The organism is Streptomyces sp. NPDC004838 (genome assembly GCF_053600955.1).
The window spans coordinates 25,037-48,111 of record NZ_JBSGAW010000010.1; the positions used below are offsets into that span (position 1 = coordinate 25,037).

General features: G+C 69.2%; 20 protein-coding genes and 1 other RNA gene. 19 read left to right on the forward strand and 2 right to left on the reverse strand.

The genetic code is table 11. From position 1 onward, the window contains the following. Positions 1-93: 93 nt before the first annotated feature. On the forward strand, positions 94-996 hold the full coding sequence (locus ACWEFL_RS13660) for a hypothetical protein (RefSeq protein WP_451711246.1): 903 nt from the start codon (positions 94-96) through the stop codon (positions 994-996). 305 nt (positions 997-1,301) lie between these two features. On the opposite strand, the gene ACWEFL_RS13665 is transcribed toward ACWEFL_RS13660, so the two are convergent. Further along, complete coding sequence (locus ACWEFL_RS13665) at positions 1,302-1,496, reverse strand: hypothetical protein (RefSeq protein ID WP_451711247.1); 195 nt, start codon at positions 1,494-1,496, stop codon at positions 1,302-1,304. A 260-nt stretch (positions 1,497-1,756) separates the two neighbouring features. Here ACWEFL_RS13665 and ftsE point away from each other — a divergent pair, with 260 nt between their 5' ends. The 12 genes from ftsE (at position 1,757) to ACWEFL_RS13725 (ending at position 14,778) form a co-directional block, all read left to right on the forward strand. Continuing rightward, positions 1,757-2,446 carry a cell division ATP-binding protein FtsE gene (gene ftsE, locus ACWEFL_RS13670; RefSeq protein ID WP_451711249.1) on the forward strand — a complete coding sequence of 230 codons (690 nt, stop codon included), beginning with the start codon at positions 1,757-1,759 and terminating at the stop codon, positions 2,444-2,446. A 32-nt stretch (positions 2,447-2,478) separates the two neighbouring features. Continuing rightward, positions 2,479-3,396 carry a permease-like cell division protein FtsX gene (ftsX, locus tag ACWEFL_RS13675; RefSeq protein ID WP_451711250.1) on the forward strand — a complete coding sequence of 306 codons (918 nt, stop codon included), beginning with the start codon at positions 2,479-2,481 and terminating at the stop codon, positions 3,394-3,396. A gap of 67 nt (positions 3,397-3,463) precedes the next feature. Then, on the forward strand, positions 3,464-4,624 hold the full coding sequence (locus tag ACWEFL_RS13680) for a S41 family peptidase (RefSeq protein ID WP_451711252.1): 1,161 nt from the start codon (positions 3,464-3,466) through the stop codon (positions 4,622-4,624). An 18-nt stretch (positions 4,625-4,642) separates the two neighbouring features. Then, the gene (smpB, locus tag ACWEFL_RS13685; RefSeq protein WP_451711254.1) at positions 4,643-5,122 is read left to right on the forward strand and encodes an SsrA-binding protein SmpB; all 480 of its coding nucleotides are present in this window, start codon (positions 4,643-4,645) and stop codon (positions 5,120-5,122) included. A gap of 160 nt (positions 5,123-5,282) precedes the next feature. After that, positions 5,283-5,677, forward strand: a transfer-messenger RNA (tmRNA) gene (ssrA, locus tag ACWEFL_RS13690). Positions 5,678-5,916: 239 nt separating this feature from the next. Beyond that, positions 5,917-7,173 carry a serine hydrolase domain-containing protein gene (locus ACWEFL_RS13695; RefSeq protein ID WP_451711256.1) on the forward strand — a complete coding sequence of 419 codons (1,257 nt, stop codon included), beginning with the start codon at positions 5,917-5,919 and terminating at the stop codon, positions 7,171-7,173. Between the two features lie 213 nt (positions 7,174-7,386). Then, the gene (locus ACWEFL_RS13700) at positions 7,387-8,001 is read left to right on the forward strand and encodes a CGNR zinc finger domain-containing protein (RefSeq protein ID WP_451711258.1); all 615 of its coding nucleotides are present in this window, start codon (positions 7,387-7,389) and stop codon (positions 7,999-8,001) included. Positions 8,002-8,218: 217 nt separating this feature from the next. Continuing rightward, positions 8,219-8,806, forward strand: a complete 588-nt coding sequence (locus tag ACWEFL_RS13705; RefSeq protein WP_451711260.1) for a sigma-70 family RNA polymerase sigma factor — start codon at positions 8,219-8,221, stop codon at positions 8,804-8,806. Further along, positions 8,803-9,636 carry an anti-sigma factor family protein gene (locus tag ACWEFL_RS13710; protein WP_451711261.1) on the forward strand — a complete coding sequence of 278 codons (834 nt, stop codon included), beginning with the start codon at positions 8,803-8,805 and terminating at the stop codon, positions 9,634-9,636. The genes ACWEFL_RS13705 and ACWEFL_RS13710 overlap by 4 nt, the downstream gene beginning before the upstream one ends. 82 nt (positions 9,637-9,718) lie before the next feature. Further along, a complete protein-coding gene (locus ACWEFL_RS13715; RefSeq protein WP_451711262.1) occupies positions 9,719-12,340 on the forward strand; it encodes a HelD family protein in 2,622 nt (873 codons plus the stop codon). 390 nt (positions 12,341-12,730) lie between these two features. Continuing rightward, positions 12,731-14,143, forward strand: coding sequence for a malic enzyme-like NAD(P)-binding protein (locus ACWEFL_RS13720; RefSeq protein WP_451711263.1), 1,413 nt, complete (start codon positions 12,731-12,733; stop codon positions 14,141-14,143). 353 nt (positions 14,144-14,496) lie between these two features. Next, positions 14,497-14,778, forward strand: coding sequence for an HU family DNA-binding protein (locus ACWEFL_RS13725; RefSeq protein ID WP_451711265.1), 282 nt, complete (start codon positions 14,497-14,499; stop codon positions 14,776-14,778). A gap of 339 nt (positions 14,779-15,117) precedes the next feature. On the opposite strand, the gene murA is transcribed toward ACWEFL_RS13725, so the two are convergent. Beyond that, positions 15,118-16,458: a UDP-N-acetylglucosamine 1-carboxyvinyltransferase gene (murA, locus tag ACWEFL_RS13730; RefSeq protein WP_451711267.1), complete on the reverse strand. Its 1,341-nt coding sequence runs from the start codon at positions 16,456-16,458 to the stop codon at positions 15,118-15,120. A 243-nt stretch (positions 16,459-16,701) separates the two neighbouring features. Here murA and ACWEFL_RS13735 point away from each other — a divergent pair, with 243 nt between their 5' ends. From ACWEFL_RS13735 to ACWEFL_RS13760, 6 genes are all read left to right on the forward strand, one after another. Next, complete coding sequence (locus ACWEFL_RS13735) at positions 16,702-17,262, forward strand: YqgE/AlgH family protein (RefSeq protein ID WP_451711613.1); 561 nt, start codon at positions 16,702-16,704, stop codon at positions 17,260-17,262. Positions 17,263-17,430: 168 nt separating this feature from the next. Continuing rightward, positions 17,431-17,718 carry a DUF3039 domain-containing protein gene (locus ACWEFL_RS13740; protein WP_451711269.1) on the forward strand — a complete coding sequence of 96 codons (288 nt, stop codon included), beginning with the start codon at positions 17,431-17,433 and terminating at the stop codon, positions 17,716-17,718. A 298-nt stretch (positions 17,719-18,016) separates the two neighbouring features. Further along, positions 18,017-19,321 carry an extracellular solute-binding protein gene (locus ACWEFL_RS13745; protein WP_451711271.1) on the forward strand — a complete coding sequence of 435 codons (1,305 nt, stop codon included), beginning with the start codon at positions 18,017-18,019 and terminating at the stop codon, positions 19,319-19,321. Between the two features lie 15 nt (positions 19,322-19,336). Further along, complete coding sequence (locus ACWEFL_RS13750; protein WP_451711272.1) at positions 19,337-20,317, forward strand: carbohydrate ABC transporter permease; 981 nt, start codon at positions 19,337-19,339, stop codon at positions 20,315-20,317. After that, a complete protein-coding gene (locus tag ACWEFL_RS13755; protein WP_451711274.1) occupies positions 20,314-21,165 on the forward strand; it encodes a carbohydrate ABC transporter permease in 852 nt (283 codons plus the stop codon). Before ACWEFL_RS13750 ends, ACWEFL_RS13755 begins: the two co-directional genes overlap by 4 nt. A 97-nt stretch (positions 21,166-21,262) precedes the next feature. Continuing rightward, positions 21,263-22,981, forward strand: a complete 1,719-nt coding sequence (locus tag ACWEFL_RS13760; protein ID WP_451711275.1) for a beta-N-acetylhexosaminidase — start codon at positions 21,263-21,265, stop codon at positions 22,979-22,981. The last annotated feature ends 94 nt before the right edge of the window (positions 22,982-23,075 follow it).

The window sequence follows — 23,075 nt, forward strand, 5'->3', positions numbered from 1 at the left end:
CCGGAGTGTGAGCGAGCGGGGTGAGAGTCCCCCGAGACAGCCCTTCCGGAACCCGGTTGAGATCAAGACATAGCTACTGGGGGTAGCAGCTAGATGACCAAGAAGACGCGAATCCGTGTGGCGCGAGTCGCCGCGGGCGCGGTGATCGCTGCCGGTGCGTCGCTGACAGTCGCGGGTGCGGCGTCGGCTTTCAATGGGCCCCTCACCGTCGAGTCCCAAACCAATAACGTCCCCGATGAGCCTGCCGGCGGCGTCATCGCCGGCACCGACCCCGCCGGTGGGACCAACCCTGCGGGCGGTACCGACCCTGCCGGTGGTACGAACCCTGCCGGTGGCACCGACCCTGCGGGCGGTACGAACCCCGCCGGTGGCACCGACCCTGCCGGTGGTACGAACCCTGCCGGTGGGACCAACCCTGCCGGTGGTACGAACCCTGCGGGTGGCACCAACCCTGCCGGTGGTACGAACCCCGCCGGTGGTACGAACCCTGCGGGTGGGACCAACCCTGCCGGTGGTACGAACCCCGCCGGTGGGACCAACCCTGCCGGTGGTACGAACCCCGCCGGTGGTACGAACCCTGCGGGTGGCACCAACCCTGCCGGTGGTACGAACCCCGCCGGTGGCACCAACCCTGCGGGCGGCACCAACCCCGCAGGCGGCGGCCAGCAAGTCGGAGGCCAGCAGGCCGGCGGCCAGCAGGGCGGCAACGGCAACGATGACGGCGGCAACGGCAACGGCGGCAACGGCAACGGTGGGAATGGCGGCAACGCCAGCGGCAACGGTGGGAACGGCGGGAACGGTGGTGGCGGCGACAACACCGACACCAACAACGTCGGCTCTCAGCCCGTCGAACAGGGCGAGGCCAAGGAAGAGCTGGCCGAGACCGGTGCGATGGAGACCACGTTCCTCCTGATCGGCGCCGCGACCATGATCGCCGGTGGTATCGGGTTCCGGATGCTGCCCCGCCTCGTCGGCGGCAACCGCACCGCCGTCTGAGACGTCAGAAACGTCCGAAGCGGCCGAGACGACCGCACCGACGCCCCCGAATAACACAGCGCAACGGTTCGTAGCGCTCGGTGGCGTACGCCAGGTACTTCGGCATACAGCAGGTAGTACGGCCATAGGAGAGGGTCCGGGGTGTGGCACGACACCCCGGACCCTCTTCCGTGTGAATCAGGCTCGCGTGAAGCAGCCCGAAGCGGGCGATACGCGCCCCCCATCAGGTGGTACTCGTCACACCGTCCGGGTGGTAGTCATACGGGTAGTCGTACGACACGTCCACCCCGTACGGGTGGTGCTCGTCACACCGCCCGGACAGCGGCCAGCACCGCCAGGGCTCCTATCAGCATCACCAGCAGCGTCACCAGAGCCGCCGGGGTCAGACCCGCGAAGAACCCGTCCTGCTGCAGCCGCTCACGGTTCGCGCGGCACACCTGGCAGCGGCCCTCGTTGACCGGGGCCGCGCAGTTGGCGCATACCAGTCGGTCGTAGGTCATGCGCTCTCCTCCTCCCGCGCCGGAGCCGCACCCGCGGACCGTCAGCACAGTTCACTCGGTACAACGCTCAAGAAAACGCGACAGTTCCCTACCACTGTGCCAGCTCCCGCGCCTTTCGGCGCGCCCCGCAGGATCGCATCCGTTCCGTGACGCGCAAATGCCATGACAAACTACGCAACCCAGGCCGACTCCTGCATCCCGCAGCCGCATTCGCGTAGTGTCACGCACACCCAATACCCCCGGCCGACCTTGGTGCATCCGTGATCCGATTCGACAATGTCTCCAAGACCTACCCCAAGCAGAACCGCCCCGCCCTCCGCGACGTCTCCCTGGAGATCGAGAAGGGTGAGTTCGTCTTCCTGGTGGGCTCGTCCGGTTCCGGCAAGTCGACTTTCCTGAGGCTGATCCTCCGCGAGGAGCGCACCAGCCACGGCTACGTCCACGTGCTCGGCAAGGACCTGGCCCGGCTCTCCAACTGGAAGGTCCCGCATATGCGCCGCCAGCTGGGAACCGTCTTCCAGGACTTCCGGCTGCTGCCCAACAAGACCGTGGCGGAGAACGTGGCCTTCGCCCAGGAGGTCATCGGCAAGCCCCGCGGCGAGATCCGCAAGGCCGTTCCGCAGGTCCTCGACCTCGTCGGCCTGGGCGGCAAGGAGAGCCGGATGCCCGGTGAGCTGTCCGGCGGTGAGCAGCAGCGCGTCGCGATCGCACGGGCCTTCGTCAACCGGCCCATGCTGCTGATCGCCGACGAGCCCACGGGCAACCTCGACCCCCAGACCTCCGTCGGCATCATGAAGCTGCTCGACCGGATCAACCGGACGGGTACGACCGTCGTGATGGCGACCCACGATCAGAACATCGTCGACCAGATGCGCAAGCGTGTCATCGAGCTGGAGGGCGGCCGTCTCGTACGCGACCAGGCCCGAGGCGTCTACGGATACCAGCACTGAGCGGCTACGGGAAGAAAGGCTGAACGCACGCGATGCGCGCCCAGTTCGTACTGTCGGAGATCGGTGTAGGTCTCCGCCGCAATCTCACGATGACCTTCGCCGTCATCGTCTCCGTGGCCCTCTCGCTCGCTCTCTTCGGCGGCGCGCTGCTCATGCGTGAGCAGGTCAGCACCATGAAGGACTTCTGGTACGACAAGGTCAACGTCTCGATCTTCCTCTGCAACAAGAACGACGCGACGACCTCCGCCCAGTGCGCCAAGGGCGCGGTCACGTCCGAGCAGAAGAAGCAGATCGAGACCGACCTGGAGAAGATGGCCGTGGTGGAGAAGGTCCACCACGAGACGGCCGAAGAGGCGTACAAGCACTACAAGGACCAGTACGGCGACACCCCGATCGCCGCCACCATCACGCCGGACCAGATGCAGGAGTCGTTCCGGGTCAAGCTCGACGATCCGGAGAAGTACCAGGTGGTCGCGACCGCCTTCGCCGGCCGGGCGGGCGTCCAGTCCGTACAGGACCAGCGGAACATCCTGCAGAACCTCTTCGATCTGATGAACGGCATGAACATCGCCGCCCTCTTCGTGATGGGTCTGATGCTCGTGATCGCGCTGATGCTGATCGTCAACACCGTGCGGGTCTCGGCGTTCAGCCGCAGGCGTGAGACCGGAATCATGCGGCTGGTGGGGGCGTCCAGCTTCTACATCCAGATGCCGTTCATCATGGAGGCCGCCTTCGCCGGTCTGCTCGGCGGCGTCGTCGCCGCCGGACTGCTCCTCGTCGGCCGGTACTTCCTGATCGACCACGGACTCGCCCTCGCCGACAAGATGCAGCTGGTCAATTTCATCGGCTGGGACGCGGTCGTCACCAAGCTTCCGCTGGTCCTCGCGATCGGTCTGCTGATGCCCGCCCTTGCCGCTTTCATCGCCTTGCGCAAGTACCTCAAGGTGTGACATCCGCCCCTGGCGTCGTACGGGCAACAGACGTACGGCGCCGTTGGCTTGTCCTAGACTCAACGCCATGCCGGGCTCGGATTACCGTCCTTCGCCCCGCCGCATTCGCCGCGGGGCGGCCCTGACATTGGTTTTCGCCTCCGTCCTCGCCGCCGCGGCGGCCACCGACGTACTGCCGCACGAGCCCGACGCCGAGCCGCGCCCCATCGCCGCCCGTCCGGCCGCCCAGGCCGTCGACCGCGACGATGTGGCCCGTGCCGCCGCCGAAGCCGTGGCGGCGGGCAAATCGGGCACGAAGGCGGCCGAGGAGGTCGTCAGCCGCAGCGGCGACCGCTGGGGCGCCGTCTACGACAGGGCCGAGTACCGGCGGTTCCAGCAGTCCCTCGACGGCGAGTACACGGGCGTCGGCCTGTGGGCACGCCGCTCCGACGACGGCCATGTCGAGGTCTCCCGGGTCCAGCCCGGCGGCCCCGCCGACAAGGCGGGCATCAAGGCGGGCGACCGGCTGCGCGCGGTCGACGGCCGCACCGTCGACGACCGGCCCGTCACCGAGGTCGTGGCGCTGCTGCGCGGCAACGAGCGTACGAGCGTGGCCCTGGGCCTGGAGCGCCGCGGCCGCGTCTGGACCGAGACCGTGACCCGTACGACGCTGGCCACCGAGTCCGTCACCGTCGAGCGTCTCGACGGCGGGGCCGTCATGATCAGGATCGCCTCCTTCACCAGGGGCTCCGGCGAGCGGGTGCGCGAGGCCGTCGACTCCGCCCCCGACGGGGCCGGATTCCTCCTCGACCTGCGGGGCAACAGCGGCGGCCTGGTCACCGAGGCGGTCACCACCGCCTCGGCCTTCCTCGACGGCGGTCTGATCGCCACGTACGACATGGACGGCGAGCAGACCGCCCTGTACGCCGAGCCGGGCGGCGACACGGACAGACCCGTGGTCGCACTCGTCGACGGCGGCACCATGAGCGCGGCCGAACTCGTCACCGGAGCCCTCAAGGACCGTGGCCGGGCGGTCACCGTCGGCTCCCGCACCTTCGGCAAGGGCTCGGTTCAGATGCCGAGCAAGCTGCCCGGCGGCTCGGTCGCCGAGCTGACCGTCGGGCACTACCGCACCCCCGCCGGCCACAACGTCGACGGCGAAGGCATCACCCCCGATCTCGCCGCACCCGGCGAAGGCGCCCAGAAACGGGCCCAGACGGTATTGAGTGGCCTCGGTACGGGGTCGTAGTGCGAAAATGAGCACACTATGGCTAAGGAAAAAGGGCGCAAGCTGATCGCGCAGAACAAGAAGGCGCGGCACGACTACCAGATCATCGACACCTACGAGTGCGGTCTCGTCCTGACCGGCACCGAGGTGAAGTCGCTGCGCCAGGGACGGGCCTCGCTGGTGGACGGGTTCGTCCAGATCGACGGCCACGAGGCATGGCTGCACAACGTCCACGTGCCCGAGTACACCCAGGGCACCTGGACCAACCACAGCGCGCGGCGCAAGCGGAAGCTGCTGATGCACCGCGCGGAGATCGACAAGCTGGAGTCCAAGACCCAGGAGACCGGCCACACCATCGTGCCCCTCGCCCTGTACTTCAAGGACGGCCGGGCCAAGGTCGAGATCGCGCTGGCGAAGGGCAAGAAGGAGTACGACAAGCGGCAGACCCTGCGTGAGCGCCAGGACCGCCGTGAGGCGGACCGGGTGATGTCGGCGGTACGGAGGCGCGAGCGCGCGTAGCACCCGCCCCCGCGCCGCCCCCGGCCTTCGGCTCCGCCGATCCCGCCGCCGCGCGCTCTCCCCGGCGGGCCGGTGGGGAATGCGCTGGCACGCGGGTGCGTTGGTCACGTACGATGGCGTTGTTCCTCCTCGGAGGGACACAACCTTGAAAAATCAACATGGGGATGATCGGTTTCGACAGCGGATGTCGAAGCAGGAGAAGCGAGCCGAGGAAGCGGCAATGATCTCGTAAACCATATGTCGCAAACAATAATCGCCAATTCCAAGCGCGATACTCCCGAAGCCTTCGCCCTCGCTGCCTGATCAGGCAGTAGAGACGAACCTTCACTGAGGAGCGTCAGCCCGGGGCTGTTCCCGACCCGGTTCCTGACGTCAGCTAGGGAACTAAACCTCTAAGCCCGGTCGCGGGGCGTAGAGGGAAACCAAACAGTGACTGAGCCCGTCGGAGACTTGTCCGCGTGATCTCCGGGGCCGAGAAAATCGCAGCGGACTGCGCTCGGAGAAGTCCTGATTCCGCACCGTTGGACGCGGGTTCGATTCCCGCCATCTCCACGAGACGACAGGCGAGGCATGTCAGCGCGATGCGCGGACGGCCTCGCCTTCGTCATGTCCGCCCGGCCTCGCCTCGCCCTGCTCCGCCTCGCCCCGGCCGGGTCGTCTCCCGCTGGCCGGTCTGCGCCGGGAGTTCACCCTCGCGAATGCAACCCGCCCCCGGTTCCCGCGCGTATAGGTGGTGCCGTCGTCCGCACCCGCGGCACGGCCCCCCACAGAATCGGAATCGGGAGAACTACCAGATGGTCTCAGGCATGGTGGGCAGAGGCACGGCGCTCGGCGCGGCCCTGCTCTCGCTCCTGACAGTTCCCGCACAGGCCGCGACCGCGGCACCGGCCGCCGCCGACGGTGTCGCCGCGTCGCACGCGCCGCGCGCGGCCACGCCCGCGCCCGACCTCGACGGAGTGCGCGCGGCGCTCCGCTCGGCCCTCGCCAACGGCGCGCCGGGCGCGATGGCGCGCATCGACGAGTACGGCGCCGGCGGCCGCGTCCACAAGGTCGCCGAGGGCATCGGCGACCGGGCCACCGGCCGTGCCATCACGGCGGACGACCGCTTCCGGGTCGGCAGCGTCAGCAAGTCCTTCTCCTCCGTGGTGCTGCTGCAACTCGTGGACGAGGGTGCGCTGGAGCTCGACGCCACGGTCAACACCTATCTGCCCGGACTGCTCGACGAGCGGATCACGGTCCGTCATCTGCTGAGCCACCGCAGCGGTCTGTACGACTACACGAACGACATGTTCGCCCGGACGGTCCCCGGCTTCGAGTCCGTACGGAACCGGGTCTTCAGCTACCAGGAACTGGTGGACCTCTCCCTGGCCAGGCCGCTGACGGTCACGCCCGGATCGGCGTACTCGTACTCCAACACCAACTTCGTGGTGGCGGGCATGCTCATCGAGAAGCTCACCGGCAACCCCGTACGCACCGAGTACCGCGAGCGGATCATCGAGCCGCTGGGGCTGCGCGACACGTTCTACGTCCACCCGGACACGGCCGTCCCCGGCCGGCACGCCAAGGGCTATCTGACGCCCGACGAGGCCGGAGCGCCGCTGGTGGACTCGACCCGGCAGACCGTCTCCTGGGCGCAGAGCGCGGGCGCGGTCATCTCCAGCACCCGCGATCTGAACACGTTCTTCTCCGCCCTGCTGCGCGGAAGGCTGACCTCCGCCGAGCAGCTGGGGCAGATGCAGCAGTGGACGCCGGTGAACGCCACCCAGGGGTACGGCCTCGGGCTGCGCCGCCGTGATCTGTCCTGCGGGGTCTCCGTGTACGGACACACCGGCACCGTGCAGGGGTACTACACCTCCTCCTTCACTTCGAAGGACGGCAAGCGCTCCATCACCGCCGTGGCCAACACCTCCAACAACGGCACCGTGCTGAACACCCTGCCGCGCACGCTGGAGGCGGCCTTCTGCGGCAAGCCCGCCGCCGTCGCCTCGGCCCGGACCGCCGCACCCGTCGAGCGCTACGAGGACATCGCGCCGGGCATCGCCCGCGACTGATCCGCGACTGATCCGCGGCAGCGGACGGCCCCTTGACGGTCCCGGCCGCAGCCGGGGCCGTCAAGCGTTGCCGGGTGCGCCGCCGGGTGCGCCGCCGTGCATGCGGCCGAAACGGACAGAACGAGGGGTTCCGGTCGCACGTTCGAGCAGGCACTCTTGGGGGGAACCCGGCAGTTGTCCCTGAGGCAGTGACCTTGAGGCGGTGACAGGCGCATGACGGCTGGTGCGACCGGTACGGCTCCGTACGACTGGCGGTTCGACTCGGGCCGTATCTGCCTGGACCTGATGGCGACCGAGGAAGTCCCCTGGAGCGCGGGGCCGGCGGAACCACTGGCCGGGGCCGGGCAGCTCGGCCGCTGGCTGCTCGGCGCCCGGCTGATCCCGGCGGGCACCCCGCTGACCGGTGTGGACGGCCACTGGGCGGACCGGTTCGTCGAACTGCGCGGGTTGCTCAGCCAGTTGGTGCGCGCCGAGATCGACGGCCGGTCGGCCGAATCCGCGCTGGAGCGGGTGAACACCCTGGCCGCCGGAGCGCCACCGGCCGTCCGGGCCGTCCGGGACGGGGAGAACGGCACGCTCGTACGGGCCCTGGCCGCCGCGCCCGATTGCGGCGAACTCCTCGCGGCCGTGGCGCGCGACGCCGTCGAACTGCTCACCGACCCTTTCGCGCGGGCCCGGTTGAGGCAGTGCGAGGGGGAGAGCTGCCGGCGTGTGTACTTGGACACCTCGCGCGGCCGGCGGCGGCGCTGGTGCTCCAGCGAGGTCTGCGGAAACCGTGAGCGCGTGGCCCGTCACCGGCGCCGGGCGGCGGCCGTCGCCCGCGCCTGACGGACCCGTAACTTCCGTGAGAACAGCTTGAATTGGTACAAAGCATGCCACGGAAGGGCCTCGCAGGGGCGCGCTGTTCCCGGCCGAGAAGTTCTGAGAAGTTTTTCCGGTCCGCTTTGAGTGATGCGAGCGCGGTCCCCGTAGTGATGGGGGACAAGCAGTCAGCCGAGTATGCCGACCAATCGCCGCCAAGCAGGGTCTCGACCGGGAGGTTCAGGTGCGCAAGGATGCCGCCGTGGCCGATGACCGTCCGCAGAGGGCACGCCATCGCGCCGATAAGCCACGCACCGACTCCTCAGTACCTGATGAGGAACTCATGCGCGCGCTCTATCGCGAACATGCGGGACCTCTGCTCGCTTATGTACTGCGTCTCGTCGCGGGCGACCGCCAGCGAGCCGAGGACGTTGTTCAGGAAACGCTCATCCGTGCCTGGAAGAACGCCGGTCAGCTCAACCGAGCAACCGGCTCTGTCCGACCCTGGCTGGTGACGGTCGCAAGGCGCATCGTCATCGACGGTCACCGCAGCCGGCAGGCCCGGCCGCAGGAGGTCGACCCGTCGCCGCTGGAGGTCATGCCCGCGGAGGACGAGATCGACAAGGCGTTGTGGCTGATGACGCTCTCAGATGCGCTCGATGATTTGACCCCCGCTCACCGGGAAGTACTTCTCGAGACGTATTTCAAGGGGCGTACTGTCAATGAGGCAGCGGAGACGCTCGGCATACCCAGTGGGACGGTGCGGTCGCGGGTGTTCTACGCACTCCGTTCCATGAAGCTCGCTCTGGAGGAGAGGGGGGTCACAGCATGACCATGCGTGAGCAGGAGTCCATCCACGATGCCGTCGGCGCGTATGTGCTCGGCGTTCTCGACGACGCCGAGGCATCGGCGTTCGAGACGCATCTCGCGGGATGCGACATCTGTGCGGCCCACCTCGACGAGTTCTCCGGGATGGAGCCGATGCTGGCCATGCTGGCCGAGGCCCCGGCCGCGGCTCCACCGGGCTCCAACGTGGTCAATCTGCCGGGTACGCGGTCCACCGGCTGGACTGATGTGCCCCCGCCGAGGCCCGTTCCCGTGGTGCCCGCGCCGCCGAGCCCCAAGGTGCTCAGCGGCCTCCTCGACGAGGTCGCGGCCAAGCGGGCCACCAAGCGCAGGCGGGGGATGTATCTCGTCGCGGCGGCCGCGGTCCTGATCATCGGCGGTCCCACCGCCGTGTTCATGACCACCGGGAACGACACCGGGACCAGCGACCGGGCGGGCTCGCACCCCACCTCGCCGGCCGAGGACTCCTTCTTCAACCATATGGACGAGAAGGTCGACGCCACGGACGCGACGACCAAGGTCAGCGCGACCGTCGGCATGGAGAAGAAGGGCTACGGCACCCACACCGTCCTGGAGCTGAAGAACGTCAAGGGCCCGCTCAAGTGCAACCTCATCGCCGTCTCCAAGACCGGCGAGGAAGAGGTCGTCACCTCCTGGGCGGTGCCGAAGTGGGGTTACGGCAACCCGGACGGCCCCACCGAGGCGTCGAAGAACCCGCTGTACGTCCACGGCGGGGCGGCCATGGACCGCGGGGACATCGACCGTTTCGAGGTCCGTACGTTCGACAACAGGAAACTCGTCGAGATCGACGTCTGAACGCGACGATCTTCCGCCTGACAGATTCGCCCCCTTCGCGTACGGTTGACGGCTGCCCAGTGCACGTCAGAAGGGGGCCTCGGTGGCCGCGCAGGAAGCCGCTGTGGACGCGATCGACCCGTCCGCTGTCTCCGTTGTCCGGGACGCTGACCGGGACCTGTCCCGAGATGGTGTCCGGGACCGCGAGATCGCTGTCGAGCAGGAACATCTCGACCAGGTGTACGTCCGTCTGGAGGAGAAGATCCACGAGGCGGAGTTCCTCATGCACGACGCCGCGAAACTCGGCCAGGTCGGCACGCCCGGCGCGCTGGCCGAGCGGGACGCCCAGGTCTTCCGGGCCGGTGTCCATCTCAACCGGCTCAACAGCGAGTACGAGGACTTCCTCTTCGGCCGCATCGATCTGCTGCCCGGCAAGGACGGAATCAGGGGCCCGGACGGCGCGTACACCTCGGTGGAGCCCGCCGACGACGCCGTACGCCCCGACAACACCGCCGATATCGCGGAGACCCTCCACATCGGCCGGATGGGAGTGCTCGACGAGGAGTACGCGCCCCTGGTGATCGACTGGCGCGCTCCGGCCGCCGCCCCGTTCTACCGTTCGACGCCGGTCGACCCGGGCCGGGTGGTACGCCGCCGGGTCATCCGCTCCAAGGGCCGCCGCGTCCTCGGCGTCGAGGACGACCTGATGCGCCCCGAGCTGACCGCGAGCCTCGGCGGCGCCGAACTGGCGGTGATCGGGGACGGCGCGCTGATGGCCGCGCTCGGACGGGCCCGCAGCCACACCATGCGGGACATCGTCTCCTCCATCCAGGCCGAGCAGGACCTGGTGATCCGGGCGCCCGCCGCCTCCGTGACCTATGTCGAGGGCGGACCGGGCACCGGGAAGACCGCGGTGGCGCTGCACCGGGCCGCGTATCTGCTCTACAAGGACCGCAGGCGGTACGCGGGCGGGATCCTGATCGTCTCCCCGACCCCGCTGCTCGTCGCCTACACCGAGGGTGTGCTGCCCTCGCTGGGCGAGGAGGGGCAGGTCGCGATCCGAGCCGTGGGCCATCTGGTGGACGGCGCGGAGGCCACGGCGTACGACGAACCGGCCGTGGCGCGGATCAAGGGCTCGTCCCGGATGCTGAAGGTGCTCCGGAAGGCGGCCAGGGGCGCGCTGGAACTGCCTGCCGCGACCGGAGGAACGCCTTCCGGAGGGCGCGCGGCCCCGGCGGAAGGCGGCGGGGATCGGGTCGGACAGCTCGCCTTCGACGAGCAGGACGAGGATGAGGCAGACGAGGCGCGGGTGGGGGACCCGGGCGCGGTCCGTGCCGATCTGCTGCGGGTGGTGGCGTTCGGCCGTCGGCTGGAGCTGGAGGCCGGCGAGCTGGACCGTATCCGGCAGACCGTCCTCGGCGGCACCGCGCCGGTGAATCTGCTGCGTCCCCGTGCCCGCAGGCTGCTGCTGGACGCCCTCTGGGCGAAGTCGGGGGCCGTGAACCGGCACTCCGACCCGGAGCTGGCCGCCGAGCTGCGGTCCTCCTTCGACGAGGACGTCACCGGTGAGGACGCTTTCATCGCCTTCCTGGACGTCTGGTGGCCCGAGCTGACCCCGTACGGGGTGCTGGTCGCCATGGCCGACGAGCGGCGGCTCGGGCGCTGGGCGCGGCGGGTCCTCAACCCCGGCGAGACGCGCCGGCTGGCCCGTTCGCTGCGGCGGCTCGGCACGGACGGGAAGGGGCCGCTGTCCGTGCACGACGTGGCCCTGCTGGACGAACTCCAGACGCTGCTGGGCACTCCGGCACGGCCGAAGAAGAAGCGCGAGTACGACCCGCTGGACCAGCTCACCGGTCTCGAGGAGCTGATGCCGCAGCGCGCGGAGTCGCAGCGCGAGCGCGCGGAGCGGCTGGCGGCCGAGCGCACCGAGTACGCGCATGTCATCGTCGACGAGGCCCAGGATCTGACGCCGATGCAGTGGCGCATGGTCGGCCGCCGGGGCCGCCACGCGACCTGGACCGTGGTCGGCGATCCGGCCCAGTCGTCGTGGCCGGAGCCCGACGACGCGGCCGGGGCACGTGACGAAGCTCTCGGCAGCCGTCCGCGCCGCCGCTTCCAGCTCACCGTCAACTACCGCAACCCCGCCGAGATCGCCGAACTGGCCGCACGGGTGCTCGCCCGGGCCATGCCCGGCATGGAGTCCCCGGCGGCGGTCCGCTCCACGGGCGTCGTGCCGCGTTTCACGGCCGTACGCCACCGGGGAGCCGGAGGCCCGCAAGGGGCCGGACAGGGCCCCGGCGCTGGTCAGGGTTCCGGACAGGGCTCCGGCGCCGGTCAGGATCTCGGCGCCGGTCAGGACCTCGGCCCGACGGTGCGGGCCGAGGCCGAACGGCTGCTGGAGCGGGTGGACGGCACGGTGGGCGTGGTGGTGGCGATGAGCCGCAGGGAGGAGGCCGCGCGCTGGCTCCACGGGCTCGGAGACCGGGTGGTGGCCCTCGGTTCACTGGAGGCGAAGGGCCTGGAGTACGACGCGACGATCGTGGTCTGCCCGGCGGAGATCTCCGGCGGTACGGCGGTCGGGCTGCGGGTGCTGTACGTGGCGCTGACCAGGGCGACCCAGGAGCTGACGGTGGTCTCGGACCGGCGTGACGATCCGGACGCGGACGGCGTGCCGGAACTGCTGCGCGAGCGGACCGACGGAGTCACCGGCCCGTCACGGGTCTGACGAGGGGTCAACCGGTGACGCGGGAATCACCGACCGGAGTGGTTTGTTAGCCTGGGTGCTGGCACCGGCTCGATCCAAGCCCCCGGGCCCAACCTTCGTCGCTTAGAGCGACCACTTGCCGCGAGGCGAGCATGGCGGGTCGGTGCCGCTTGATGTCGTTGGTGCAGGTCCGCGTCGCCTCTCGGGTGGCGCGGACCTGTTCCCGTTCAGGCCCGGTGGCAGCCTGGTCCAGTGAATCTCGTATGGTGGAAACGAGCTTCCGAAAACCAAAAAGACCATTGCCTCCTGCTACCGGCAGGTAGGTGCGACCATCGGATAGCGCTGCCGGGCCTGTCACCCAGAGGGCCCGGCGGCGGAGCGATGCAGCTAGGGAAAGCAGAGGATCCGGTCATGGCAACGGCGCCAAGCGTCTCGTACTCGATGACGGTCCGGCTGGAGGTGCCCGCGAGCGGAACCGCGGTCTCCCAGCTCACCACGGCCGTGGAGTCCTCCGGCGGCTCCGTGACCGGCCTGGACGTGACCGCCTCCGGCCACGAGAAGCTCCGGATCGACGTCACCATCGCGGCGACCTCCACCGCGCACGCCGAGGAGATCGTCGAAGGACTCGCCGACATCGAGGGCGTCGTCCTCGGCAAGGTCTCCGACCGTACGTTCCTCATGCACCTCGGCGGCAAGATCGAGATGCAGTCCAAGCACCCGATCCGCAACCGCGACGACCTCTCGATGATCTACACGCCGGGGGTGGCGCGGGTCTGCATGGCCATCGCCGAGAACCCCGAGGACGCGCGCCGCCTCACCATCAAGCGGAACTCCGTCGCCGTGGTCACCGACGGCTCCGCCGTCCTCGGCCTCGGCAACATCGGCCCCAAGGCCGCGCTGCCCGTCATGGAGGGCAAGGCCGCCCTCTTCAAGCGCTTCGCGGGCATCGACGCCTGGCCGCTCTGCCTGGACACCCAGGACACCGATGAGATCGTCGCGATCGTCAAGGCGATCGCACCCGGCTTCGCCGGGATCAACCTCGAGGACATCTCCGCGCCCCGCTGCTTCGAGATCGAGGCCCGGCTGCGCGAGGCCCTCGACATCCCCGTCTTCCACGACGACCAGCACGGCACCGCGATCGTCGTCCTGGCCGCGCTGACCAACGCGCTCCGGGTCGTCGGCAAGGCGGTCTCGGACGTCCGGGTCGTCATGTCCGGCGCCGGCGCGGCGGGCACCGCGATCCTGAAACTGCTGATCGCGGCCGGTGTCAAGCACGCCGTCGTCGCCGACATCCACGGTGTCGTCCACGCGGACCGCGAGGACCTCGCACAGGCCGCGCCCGATTCCGCGCTGCGCTGGATCGCCGACAACACCAACCCCGAGGGCGTGACCGGAACGCTCAAGCAGGCCGTCGTCGGCGCGGACGTCTTCATCGGCGTGTCCGCGCCGAACCTCCTCGTCGCCGAGGACGTCTCCGCCATGGCCGAGGGCGCGATCGTGTTCGCGCTTGCGAATCCGGACCCCGAGGTGGACCCCGCGGTGGCCCGTCAGACGGCCGCGGTGGTCGCCACCGGCCGCTCCGACTTCCCCAACCAGATCAACAATGTGCTGGTCTTCCCCGGCGTCTTCCGCGGCCTCCTGGACGCGCAGTCCCGGACCGTCAACACGGAGATGATGCTCGCGGCCGCGGCCGCGCTCGCCGACGTCGTCACCGAGGACGAACTGAACCCGAACTACATCATCCCGTCGGTCTTCAACGACAAGGTCGCGGGCGCGGTCGCGGGCGCGGTCCGCAACGCGGCCAAGGCGGCGGAGCGGCTGTGACCGGTCCCACCTCCCGCTGAACTCCGGCGCGTCGCGGGTCGCCGTGCCCCCGCCACCGATCTAGGGTGGCGGACCATGGCCCGGCCGACTCCAGGGAGCCCCGCCGAGTGGACGGAACGTCACCATGACGAGGGAGTGGCGCTCTTCGTGTGACTCTGGAGGGTGTGCCGGATTGGCGTTCCCGCCGTTGGTGGGGGCAGGATGCTTCTCCGAGGACCCCGCGTCCCTGGGGAGATTCCACCGGACAGGGAGGGCCTGACGGCGGACCCCGTTCAGGGGACTGTCAGTGGGCCCTGGCAGCATCGGCTTCGATCTCACGCCTCACAGGCAAGAAGAAACACGGGAGTAAGAACATGAACCGCAGTGAGCTGGTGGCCGCGCTGGCCGACCGCGCCGAGGTGACCCGCAAGGACGCCGACGCCGTGCTGGCCGCCCTCGCCGACACCGTTGGAGAGATTGTTGCCAAGGGCGACGAGAAGGTCACCATCCCCGGCTTCCTGACCTTCGAGCGCACCCACCGTGCGGCTCGTACCGCGCGTAACCCGCAGACCGGCGACCCGATCCAGATCCCGGCGGGCTACAGCGTGAAGGTCTCGGCCGGCTCGAAGCTGAAGGAAGCGGCGAAGGGCAAGTAGTCCGCTTGAGCTTGTGCGAGGTGCCGTGCCGGGCGTCGTCCGCCGGTGAACGTCTCCCGTCACAGCACTGAGTACGCGCCGAGGGCGGCCACCCCTGTTCCGGGTGGCCGCCCTTCGCCGTACGCGCCCTGACGGCCCTTCCGTTTCCTGCCCACCGGCCCCGAACGGGCTGGGGGCGGCGCGCGGGCCGTGTCCTCGAACGTCCGGGGCCGGTGGGAGCCCTCGGGAGGCTCCCGGCCCCTGTGATCCGGGTCGGGGTACCGGAAGGGCCGGGCACGGCGAGGGCCCCGGCGAGGAGCCGGGGCCCAGAGGGAACGCGGAGCCGGAGGAGACGCGGGGTCAGATCAGCTTCGCGCCCGGGAGTTCGACCTTCGCGCCGAGTTCGACGAGCTTGTCCATGAAGTTCTCGTAACCCCTGTTGATCAGGTCGATGCCGTGCACCCGCGACGTCCCCTGCGCCGCCAGAGCGGCGATCAGATACGAGAACCCGCCCCGGAGGTCCGGGATCACCAGATCCGCGCCCTGGAGCTTCGTGGGCCCGGAGACCACCGCGGAGTGCAGGAAGTTGCGCTGACCGAAGCGGCAGTCCGAACCGCCGAGGCACTCGCGGTAGAGCTGGATGTGGGCGCCCATCTGGTTGAGCGCCGAGGTGAAGCCGAGCCGGGACTCGTACACCGTCTCGTGGACGATGGACAGGCCGGCCGCCTGCGTCAGCGCCACCACCAGCGGCTGCTGCCAGTCGGTCTGGAAGCCGGGGTGGACGTCCGTCTCCAGCGCGATCGCGTTGAGGGAGCCGCCGGGATGCCAGAAGCGGATGCCCTCGTCCTCGATCTCGAACGCCCCGCCGACCTTCCGGAAGGTGTTCAGGAAGGTCATCATCGAGCGCTGCTGAGCGCCCCGCACATAGATGTTGCCTTCCGTGGCGAGCGCCGCGGACGCCCAGGACGCGGCCTCCAGCCGGTCCGGGAGCGCCCGGTGGGTGTAACCGCCGAGCCGGTCGACACCGGTGATCCGGATCGTCCGGTCGGTGTCCATGGAGATGATCGCGCCCATCTTCTGCAGTACGCAGATGAGGTCCTCGATCTCCGGTTCCACCGCCGCGTTGGACAGCTCGGTGACACCCTCCGCGAGCACCGCGGTCAGCAGCACCTGCTCGGTGGAGCCCACCGAGGGGTACGGCAGCCTGATCTTGCAGCCGCGCAGCCGCTGCGGGGCCTCCAGATACTGGCCGTCCTCCCGTTTCTCGATCTTCGCGCCGAACTGGCGCAGCACATCGAAGTGGAAGTCGATCGGCCGGCCGCCGATGTCACAGCCGCCGAGTCCGGGGATGAAGGCATGCCCCAGCCGGTGCAGCAGCGGACCGCAGAACAGGATCGGGATGCGGGAGGAACCCGCGTGCGCGTCGATGTCCGCGACATTGGCGCTCTCGACATGCGTCGGGTCGAGCACCAGTTCACCGGGTTCTTCACCCGGACGGACCGTCACACCGTGCAGTTGGAGCAGTCCGCGCACCACCCGCACATCACGGATGTCGGGCACATTGCGCAGTCTGCTCGGCTCGCTGCCCAGCAGTGCGGCGACCATCGCCTTCGGCACCAGATTCTTGGCGCCGCGAACGCGGATCTCACCCTCCAGCGGGGTTCCTCCGTGGACAAGCAGTACATCGTCTGTGCCGGTCATGAATCTCGCGTTCCGGAGTGGGGGCAGAGGGTCAGAGAAAAGGGTAAGGGCCGTGAGTGCCCTTCTTGTAAGGCATGGGAGGGTGCAACAGCGTAATGATTCTGGTACAGCACGCTCGGTTCGTACCGTTTTACGGAGTGTCACGTCCGGGAGGTGGGGGAGGGGCGGCGCTCTGAGCTGCACCGGGACCCTCTGTGCCCGCTCTGCCCCCGCGGACGGTGAAGATGCGGGATCATGTCTCGCATGACCGAGGTGTCCTCGCTCACAGGGCGGCTTCTCGTCGCCACCCCAGCCCTCGCGGATCCGAACTTCGACCGCGCGGTGGTCCTGCTGTTGGACCACGACGACGAGGGCACGCTCGGCGTGGTCCTCAACAGGCCCACGCCCGTTGGCGTCGTCGACATCCTGGCGTCCTGGGCCGCGCTCGCGGGCGAGCCCGGTGTGGTCTTCCAGGGCGGACCGGTCTCCCTCGACTCGGCGCTCGGCGTCGCCGTCATCCCCGGCGACGAGGGTCCGCTCGGCTGGCGGCGGGTGCACGGCGCGATCGGCCTGGTCGATCTGGAGGCGCCGCCCGAGCTGGTCGGCGCGGCGCTGGGCTCCCTGCGCATCTTCGCCGGATACGCCGGCTGGGGGCCGGGCCAGCTGGAGAACGAACTCAACGAGGGGGCCTGGTACGTCGTCGAGTCCGAGCCCGGCGATGTGTCCTCGCCCCGGCCGGAGAACCTCTGGCGGGCCGTCCTGCGCAGACAGCGCAGCGAACTGGCCATGTTCGCGACCTATCCGGACGACCCCTCGCTCAACTGAGTCCCGGACGGGCCGCGGACCGCCGTGCGTTCCGGCGCCGGAGCGGACCGACGCCGCGCCCTCGGGTGCGCCGTCGGCGATCGGGCGGCGCCACGCCGGACGCCGTCGCGCGGAAAGCCGGGGGTGCCTGGGAAGCGGTGACATACGGCACGGGTACCCTTGGAGTTCATGAGCACTCTTGAGCCCGAGCGCGGGACAGGGACGGGAACCCTCGTAGAGCCGACGCCGCAGGTGTCGCACGGCGACGGCGATCACGAGCGCTTCGCCCACTACGTCCAGAAGGACAAGATCATGGCGAGTGCCCTCGACGGCACTCCCGTGGTCGCACTGTGCGGGAAGGTCTGGGTGCCGGGGCGCGACCCCAAGAAGTACCCGGTCTGCCCGATGTGCAAGGAGATCTACGAGTCCATGGGCCCCGGCGGGGACAAGGACAAGGGCGGCAAGGACAAGAAGTAGTCCGCGGCCGGAGCAGTACCGAGCCGGAGACGGCTGTCCCACCGGTCTCCGGTTGACCGCGAAACGGCCCCCGGAGCGCACGCATCGTGCGCTCCGGGGGCCGTTTCGCGTGTCCGGCCCATTCCGCTTGGCGTTGCACAGGGTGCTTCGCCCGGTCACAGAGTGGTTGAGACCACTTGTCCCCGTGTTTTCGGCGTTCTAGCCTCCACACTGTTGTGCATCACGAAACGCACGTTGCGCATATCGCAATGACGCCCGTCGCAGCACCGACTCACCCCGACGACCCCAGGGACCGCCAATGAAGCTCCGCTCCCGCATAGCCGCTCCCATCGCCGCATTGGCCCTGGCCGGGCTCACCGCCACCGCCTGCGCGCCCCAGACGTCCGACAACAGTTCCTCGAAGGACGAGAAGTCCGGAACCCTGCGGGTGTGGCTCTTCCAGGAGGTGAACCTCGACCCGAAGAAGAAGGTCGTCGACGAGGCCATCGCCGCGTTCACCAAGAAGAACAAGGACGCCAAGGTCGAGGTCGAGTACATCCCGGTCGACACCCGCGCCCAGCGCATCAAGGCCGCCTTCAACGACCCCGCGAGCGCCCCGGACCTGATCGAGTACGGCAACACCGACACCGCGGGCTATGTCAAGGACGGCGGGCTCGCCGACATCACCAAGGAGTTCGGCGACTGGGCCGAGGCCAAGGACACCGACCCGACCGCCACCCAGTCGGTCACCGTCGACGGCAAGGTCTACGGCGCCCCCTACTTCGTCGGCGTACGGGCGCTGTACTACCGCACCGACGTGTTCAAGGAACTGGGGCTCCAGCCGCCCAAGACCCTGAACGAGCTGGCCGACACCGCCAAGAAGATCCGCAAGGCCAAGCCGGAGCTGTACGGCATCGCCGTCGGCGGCACCTACACCTACGGCGCGATGCCCTTCATCTGGGCCAACGGCGGCGAAATCGCCGAGGAGAGCGGCGGAAAGTACAAGGCCGCCATCAACTCCGCCGCCGCCCAGAAGGGCATCGGCGCGTACACCTCCCTCTTCGGCGACGACAACTGTCCGGCCGCCAAGTGCGCCTCGATGGGCGGCAACGCGACCGTCACCGCCTTCGCGGCCGGCAACGCCGGCATGGCGATCGGCGGCGACTTCAACCTCCAGGCGGTCGAGGCCGGGGCCGTGAAGGGCAAGTACGCCGTCATGCCGCTGCCGGGCGTGAAGGCAGGCGAGATCGCCCCCGCGTTCGCGGGCGGCAACAACATCGGCGTACTGAAGAGCAGCTCGCACCGCACGCTCGCCGTCGAGCTGATGAAGGAGTTCACGAGCAAGGACAGCCAGCGCAAGCTCTTCGACGCGATGGGCTTCCTGCCGACGTACACCGACGTACGGGCCGAGGTCGCGAAGAAGGAGCCCTTGGTGGCGCCGTTCGTCCAGACGCTGAACGCGGACACGAAGTTCGTGCCCGCCTCCGCCGCCTGGGGCCAGATCGACGCCTCGACCGTCGTGCCGACGATGTTCCAGGAGATCGTCAGCGGCAAGAAGGACGTCGCCGCCGCCTCGAACGACGCGGCGAAGAAGATGGACGCCGCCTTCTCCAGCGCGGGCTGATCGGGCCGAATCGACATGACGCACCAAGCGACAGCCGCCGGGCCGGGCGCGGTCTCCCGAAAGACCGCGCCGGCTCCGGCCGAAAAGCCCGGCCGCGGTCGCGGACCGGGAACGAGACGCCAGGGCAGCCGCTGGACGCCCTGGCTCTACCTCGCGCCGGCACTCGTCGTCCTCGCCGCGCTCCTCGTCTACCCCATCTACCAGCTCGGCCTGATCTCCTTCCTCGACTACACCCAGGCCCAGGTCAGCGGCGGCGAACCCACCACCTTCAAGGGCTTCGGCAACTACCGGGAACTCTTCGCCGACAGCCAGTTCTGGCAGGTCCTGGCGGCGACCGTCGTCTTCGCCGCCGCCTGTGTCGTCTCCACCCTCGCCGTCGGCTGCGCCCTCGCCGTCCTGCTGACCCGCATCCGGGCCCTTCCCCGGCTCGCGCTGATGCTGGCCGCGCTCGGCGCGTGGGCGACCCCCGCCATCACCGGCTCCACCGTCTGGGTCTTCCTCTTCGACCCGGACTACGGCCCGGTCAACCGGCTGCTCGGCCTCGGGGACTTCTCCTGGACGTACGGGCGCTACAGCGCCTTCGCCCTGGTCCTCTTCGAAGTCGTCTGGTGCTCGTTCCCGTTCGTGATGGTGACCGTGTACGCGGGCATCAAGGCGATCCCCTCCGAGGTGCTGGAGGCCGCCTCACTGGACGGCGCGTCCCAATGGCGGATCTGGCGCTCCATCATCGCCCCGATGCTGCGTCCCATTCTGATTGTCGTCACCATCCAGTCCATCATCTGGGACTTCAAGGTATTCACCCAGATCTATGTGATGACGGCCGGCGGAGGAATCGCCGGACAGAATCTCGTCCTCAATGTGTACGCGTACCAGAAGGCATTCGCCTCTTCTCAGTACAGCCTGGGATCGGCGATCGGCATCGTCATGCTGCTGATTCTGCTGGCCGTCACCCTCGTCTATCTCCGCCTTATGCGACGCCAGGGAGAAGAACTGTGAGCAGCCTTGCGAGCCGGTTGCGCATCCGCCGCCCCTGGCGGCTGGCCGCCGAGGCGTCCGCGCTCGTCGTCGCGGCCGTCGTGGCCTTCCCCCTGTACTGGATGGTGCTCTCCGCCTTCAAACCGGCGGGCGAGATCCAGTCCACCGAGGCGCGCCCCTGGACGCTTTCCCCGTCCCTCGACTCGTTCCGCCGCGTTTTCGAGCAGCAGGAATTCGGGCGGTACTTCCTGAACAGCCTCATCGTCGCGAGCGCGGTGGTGCTGGCCTCCGCGCTGATCGCCTTCCTGGCGGCCACGGCGGTGACCCGCTTCCGGTTCAAATTCCGTACGACGCTGCTCATCATGTTCCTCGTGGCGCAGATGGTGCCGATCGAGGCGCTGACGATCCCGCTGTTCTTCCTGATGCGGGACATGGGCCAGCTCAATACGCTCTGGTCGCTGATCCTGCCGCATATCGCTTTCTCCCTCCCGTTCGCCATCTGGATGCTGCGCGGCTTCGTGAAAGCGGTACCGGAGGCGCTGGAGGAGGCCGCGTACATCGACGGCGCGAGCCGCACCCGCTTTCTGTGGCAGATCCTGTTCCCGCTCGTGTTCCCGGGGCTGGTGGCGACGAGCGTCTTCTCCTTCATCTCCACCTGGAACGACTTCCTCTTCGCCAAGTCGTTCATCATCAGCGACACCTCCCAGTCGACACTCCCCATGGCGCTTCTCGTCTTCTTCAAACCCGACGAGAACGACTGGGGCGGGATCATGGCCGGCTCCACGGTGATGACCGTGCCCGTGCTGATCTTCTTCGTACTGGTTCAGCGACGTCTGGTCTCCGGACTGGGCGGCGCCGTCAAGGATTAGCGGATTCCCCAAGATCGCCCGAGGGCGCCGGAGATCCCGGCACTCTCAAGGGTTCCGGGGGCTCCCGGGGACCCAAGGACTACGGAAGGCCGAGGCCATGACCGCCGAATCGACCCCGCCCGACCTGTCGACCACGCCCGACTCTTCGACCACGTCCGACTCTTCGACCGCATCCGCCGGGACGGCCGCCTCGGCGGTGATCCCGGCTCCGAACTCCGTCGACGGCCCGCACCGCGAGGCGTTCCGGCTGAACGCCGGTACGACGCTGTACGCGGCCCCCGGCACCGAGACCACCGAACGCTGGCTCCGCTCCACCGTGGGCCCGGCCCTCGGGCTCCCGCTCGCCCCCGGGCCGCCGGACGCCGACGGCGCGATCAGCCTGAGCGTCGACGGGAGCATGGAGCCCGAGGCGTACCGCCTCCAGGTCACCGCCTCCGGCGTCGAGATCCGCGGCGGCAGCGGCGCGGGCGTCTTCTGGGGCGCGCAGACCCTCCGCCAACTGCTCGGCCCCGACGCGTTCCGCCGGGCGTCGGTCCACCCCGGCCGGGAGTACGAGATCGCCGTCCAGTCCATCGAGGACGGACCCCGATTCCGCTGGCGCGGCGTCATGCTCGACGTCTCACGCCACTTCACCCAGAAGACCGACGTCCTGCGCTTTCTCGATCTCCTCGCCGCCCACAAGCTGAACGTCTTTCACTTCCATCTCACCGACGACCAGGGCTGGCGCATCGAGATCAAGCGCTACCCCAAGCTCACCGAGATCGGCTCCTGGCGTGCCCGCAGCAAATGGGGTCACCGATTCTCCGACCTCTGGGACGAGAAGCCGTACGGTGGCTACTACACCCAGGACGACATCCGCGAGATCGTGGCGTACGCCACCGAACGGCATATCACCGTCGTCCCGGAGATCGATATCCCCGGCCACTCGCAGGCGGCCATCGCCGCCTATCCGGAACTGGGGAACACCGACGTCGTCGACACGGCCTCCCTCACCCCCTGGGAGGACTGGGGGATCAGCAAGAACGTGCTCGCCCCCACCGACGAGACCCTCCGCTTCTACGAGGGCGTCCTCGAAGAAGTCCTCGAACTCTTTCCGGCCGCGGCCTCGCCCTACATCCACATCGGCGGCGACGAGTGCGCGAAGGACCAGTGGCGGCAGTCCCCGGCGGCCCAGGCCCGCATCCGGGAACTCGGCGTCGGCGACGAGGACGGACTGCAGTCCTGGTTCATCCACCACTTCGACTCCTGGCTCACCGCCCGGGGCCGGCGGCTCATCGGCTGGGACGAGATCCTGGAGGGCGGTCTCGCGCCCGGCGCGACGGTCTCGTCCTGGCGCGGCTACGAGGGGGGCGTCAAGGCGGCCGAGGCCGGTCACGACGTCGTCATGTGCCCCGAGCAGCAGGTGTATCTGGACCACCGTCAGGACGGCGGCCCGGACGAGCCGATGCCCATCGGATACGTCCGCACCCTGGAGGACGTCTACCGGTTCGAGCCCGTGCCGCCCACGCTGTCGCCCGAGGCCGCCGCGCGGATCCTGGGCACCCAGGCGAACGTCTGGACCGAGATGATGCAGGAACGGTCCCGCGTGGACTACCAGGTCTTCCCCCGGCTGGCCGCCTTCGCGGAGGTCGCGTGGTCCGCGCTGCCCGCCTCCGACGACCGCGACTTCGCCGGATTCGAGCGGCGGATGACCGCCCACTACCGGCGTCTCGACGCGCTCGGGGTCGACTACCGGCCGCCCGGCGGCCCGTTGCCGTGGCAGAAACGGCCGGGAGTGAAGGGGTTCCCCCGCGAGGGCGCGCCCCCGAACGTGTGAGTCCGGGGACGGTTCCGACGTCCGAGGTCCCCCGGCTCCCGCGGCCGTCCCGCCGCCGGAGCCGCGGGGGCCCGTGCCGCAGGGGGCCCGAACT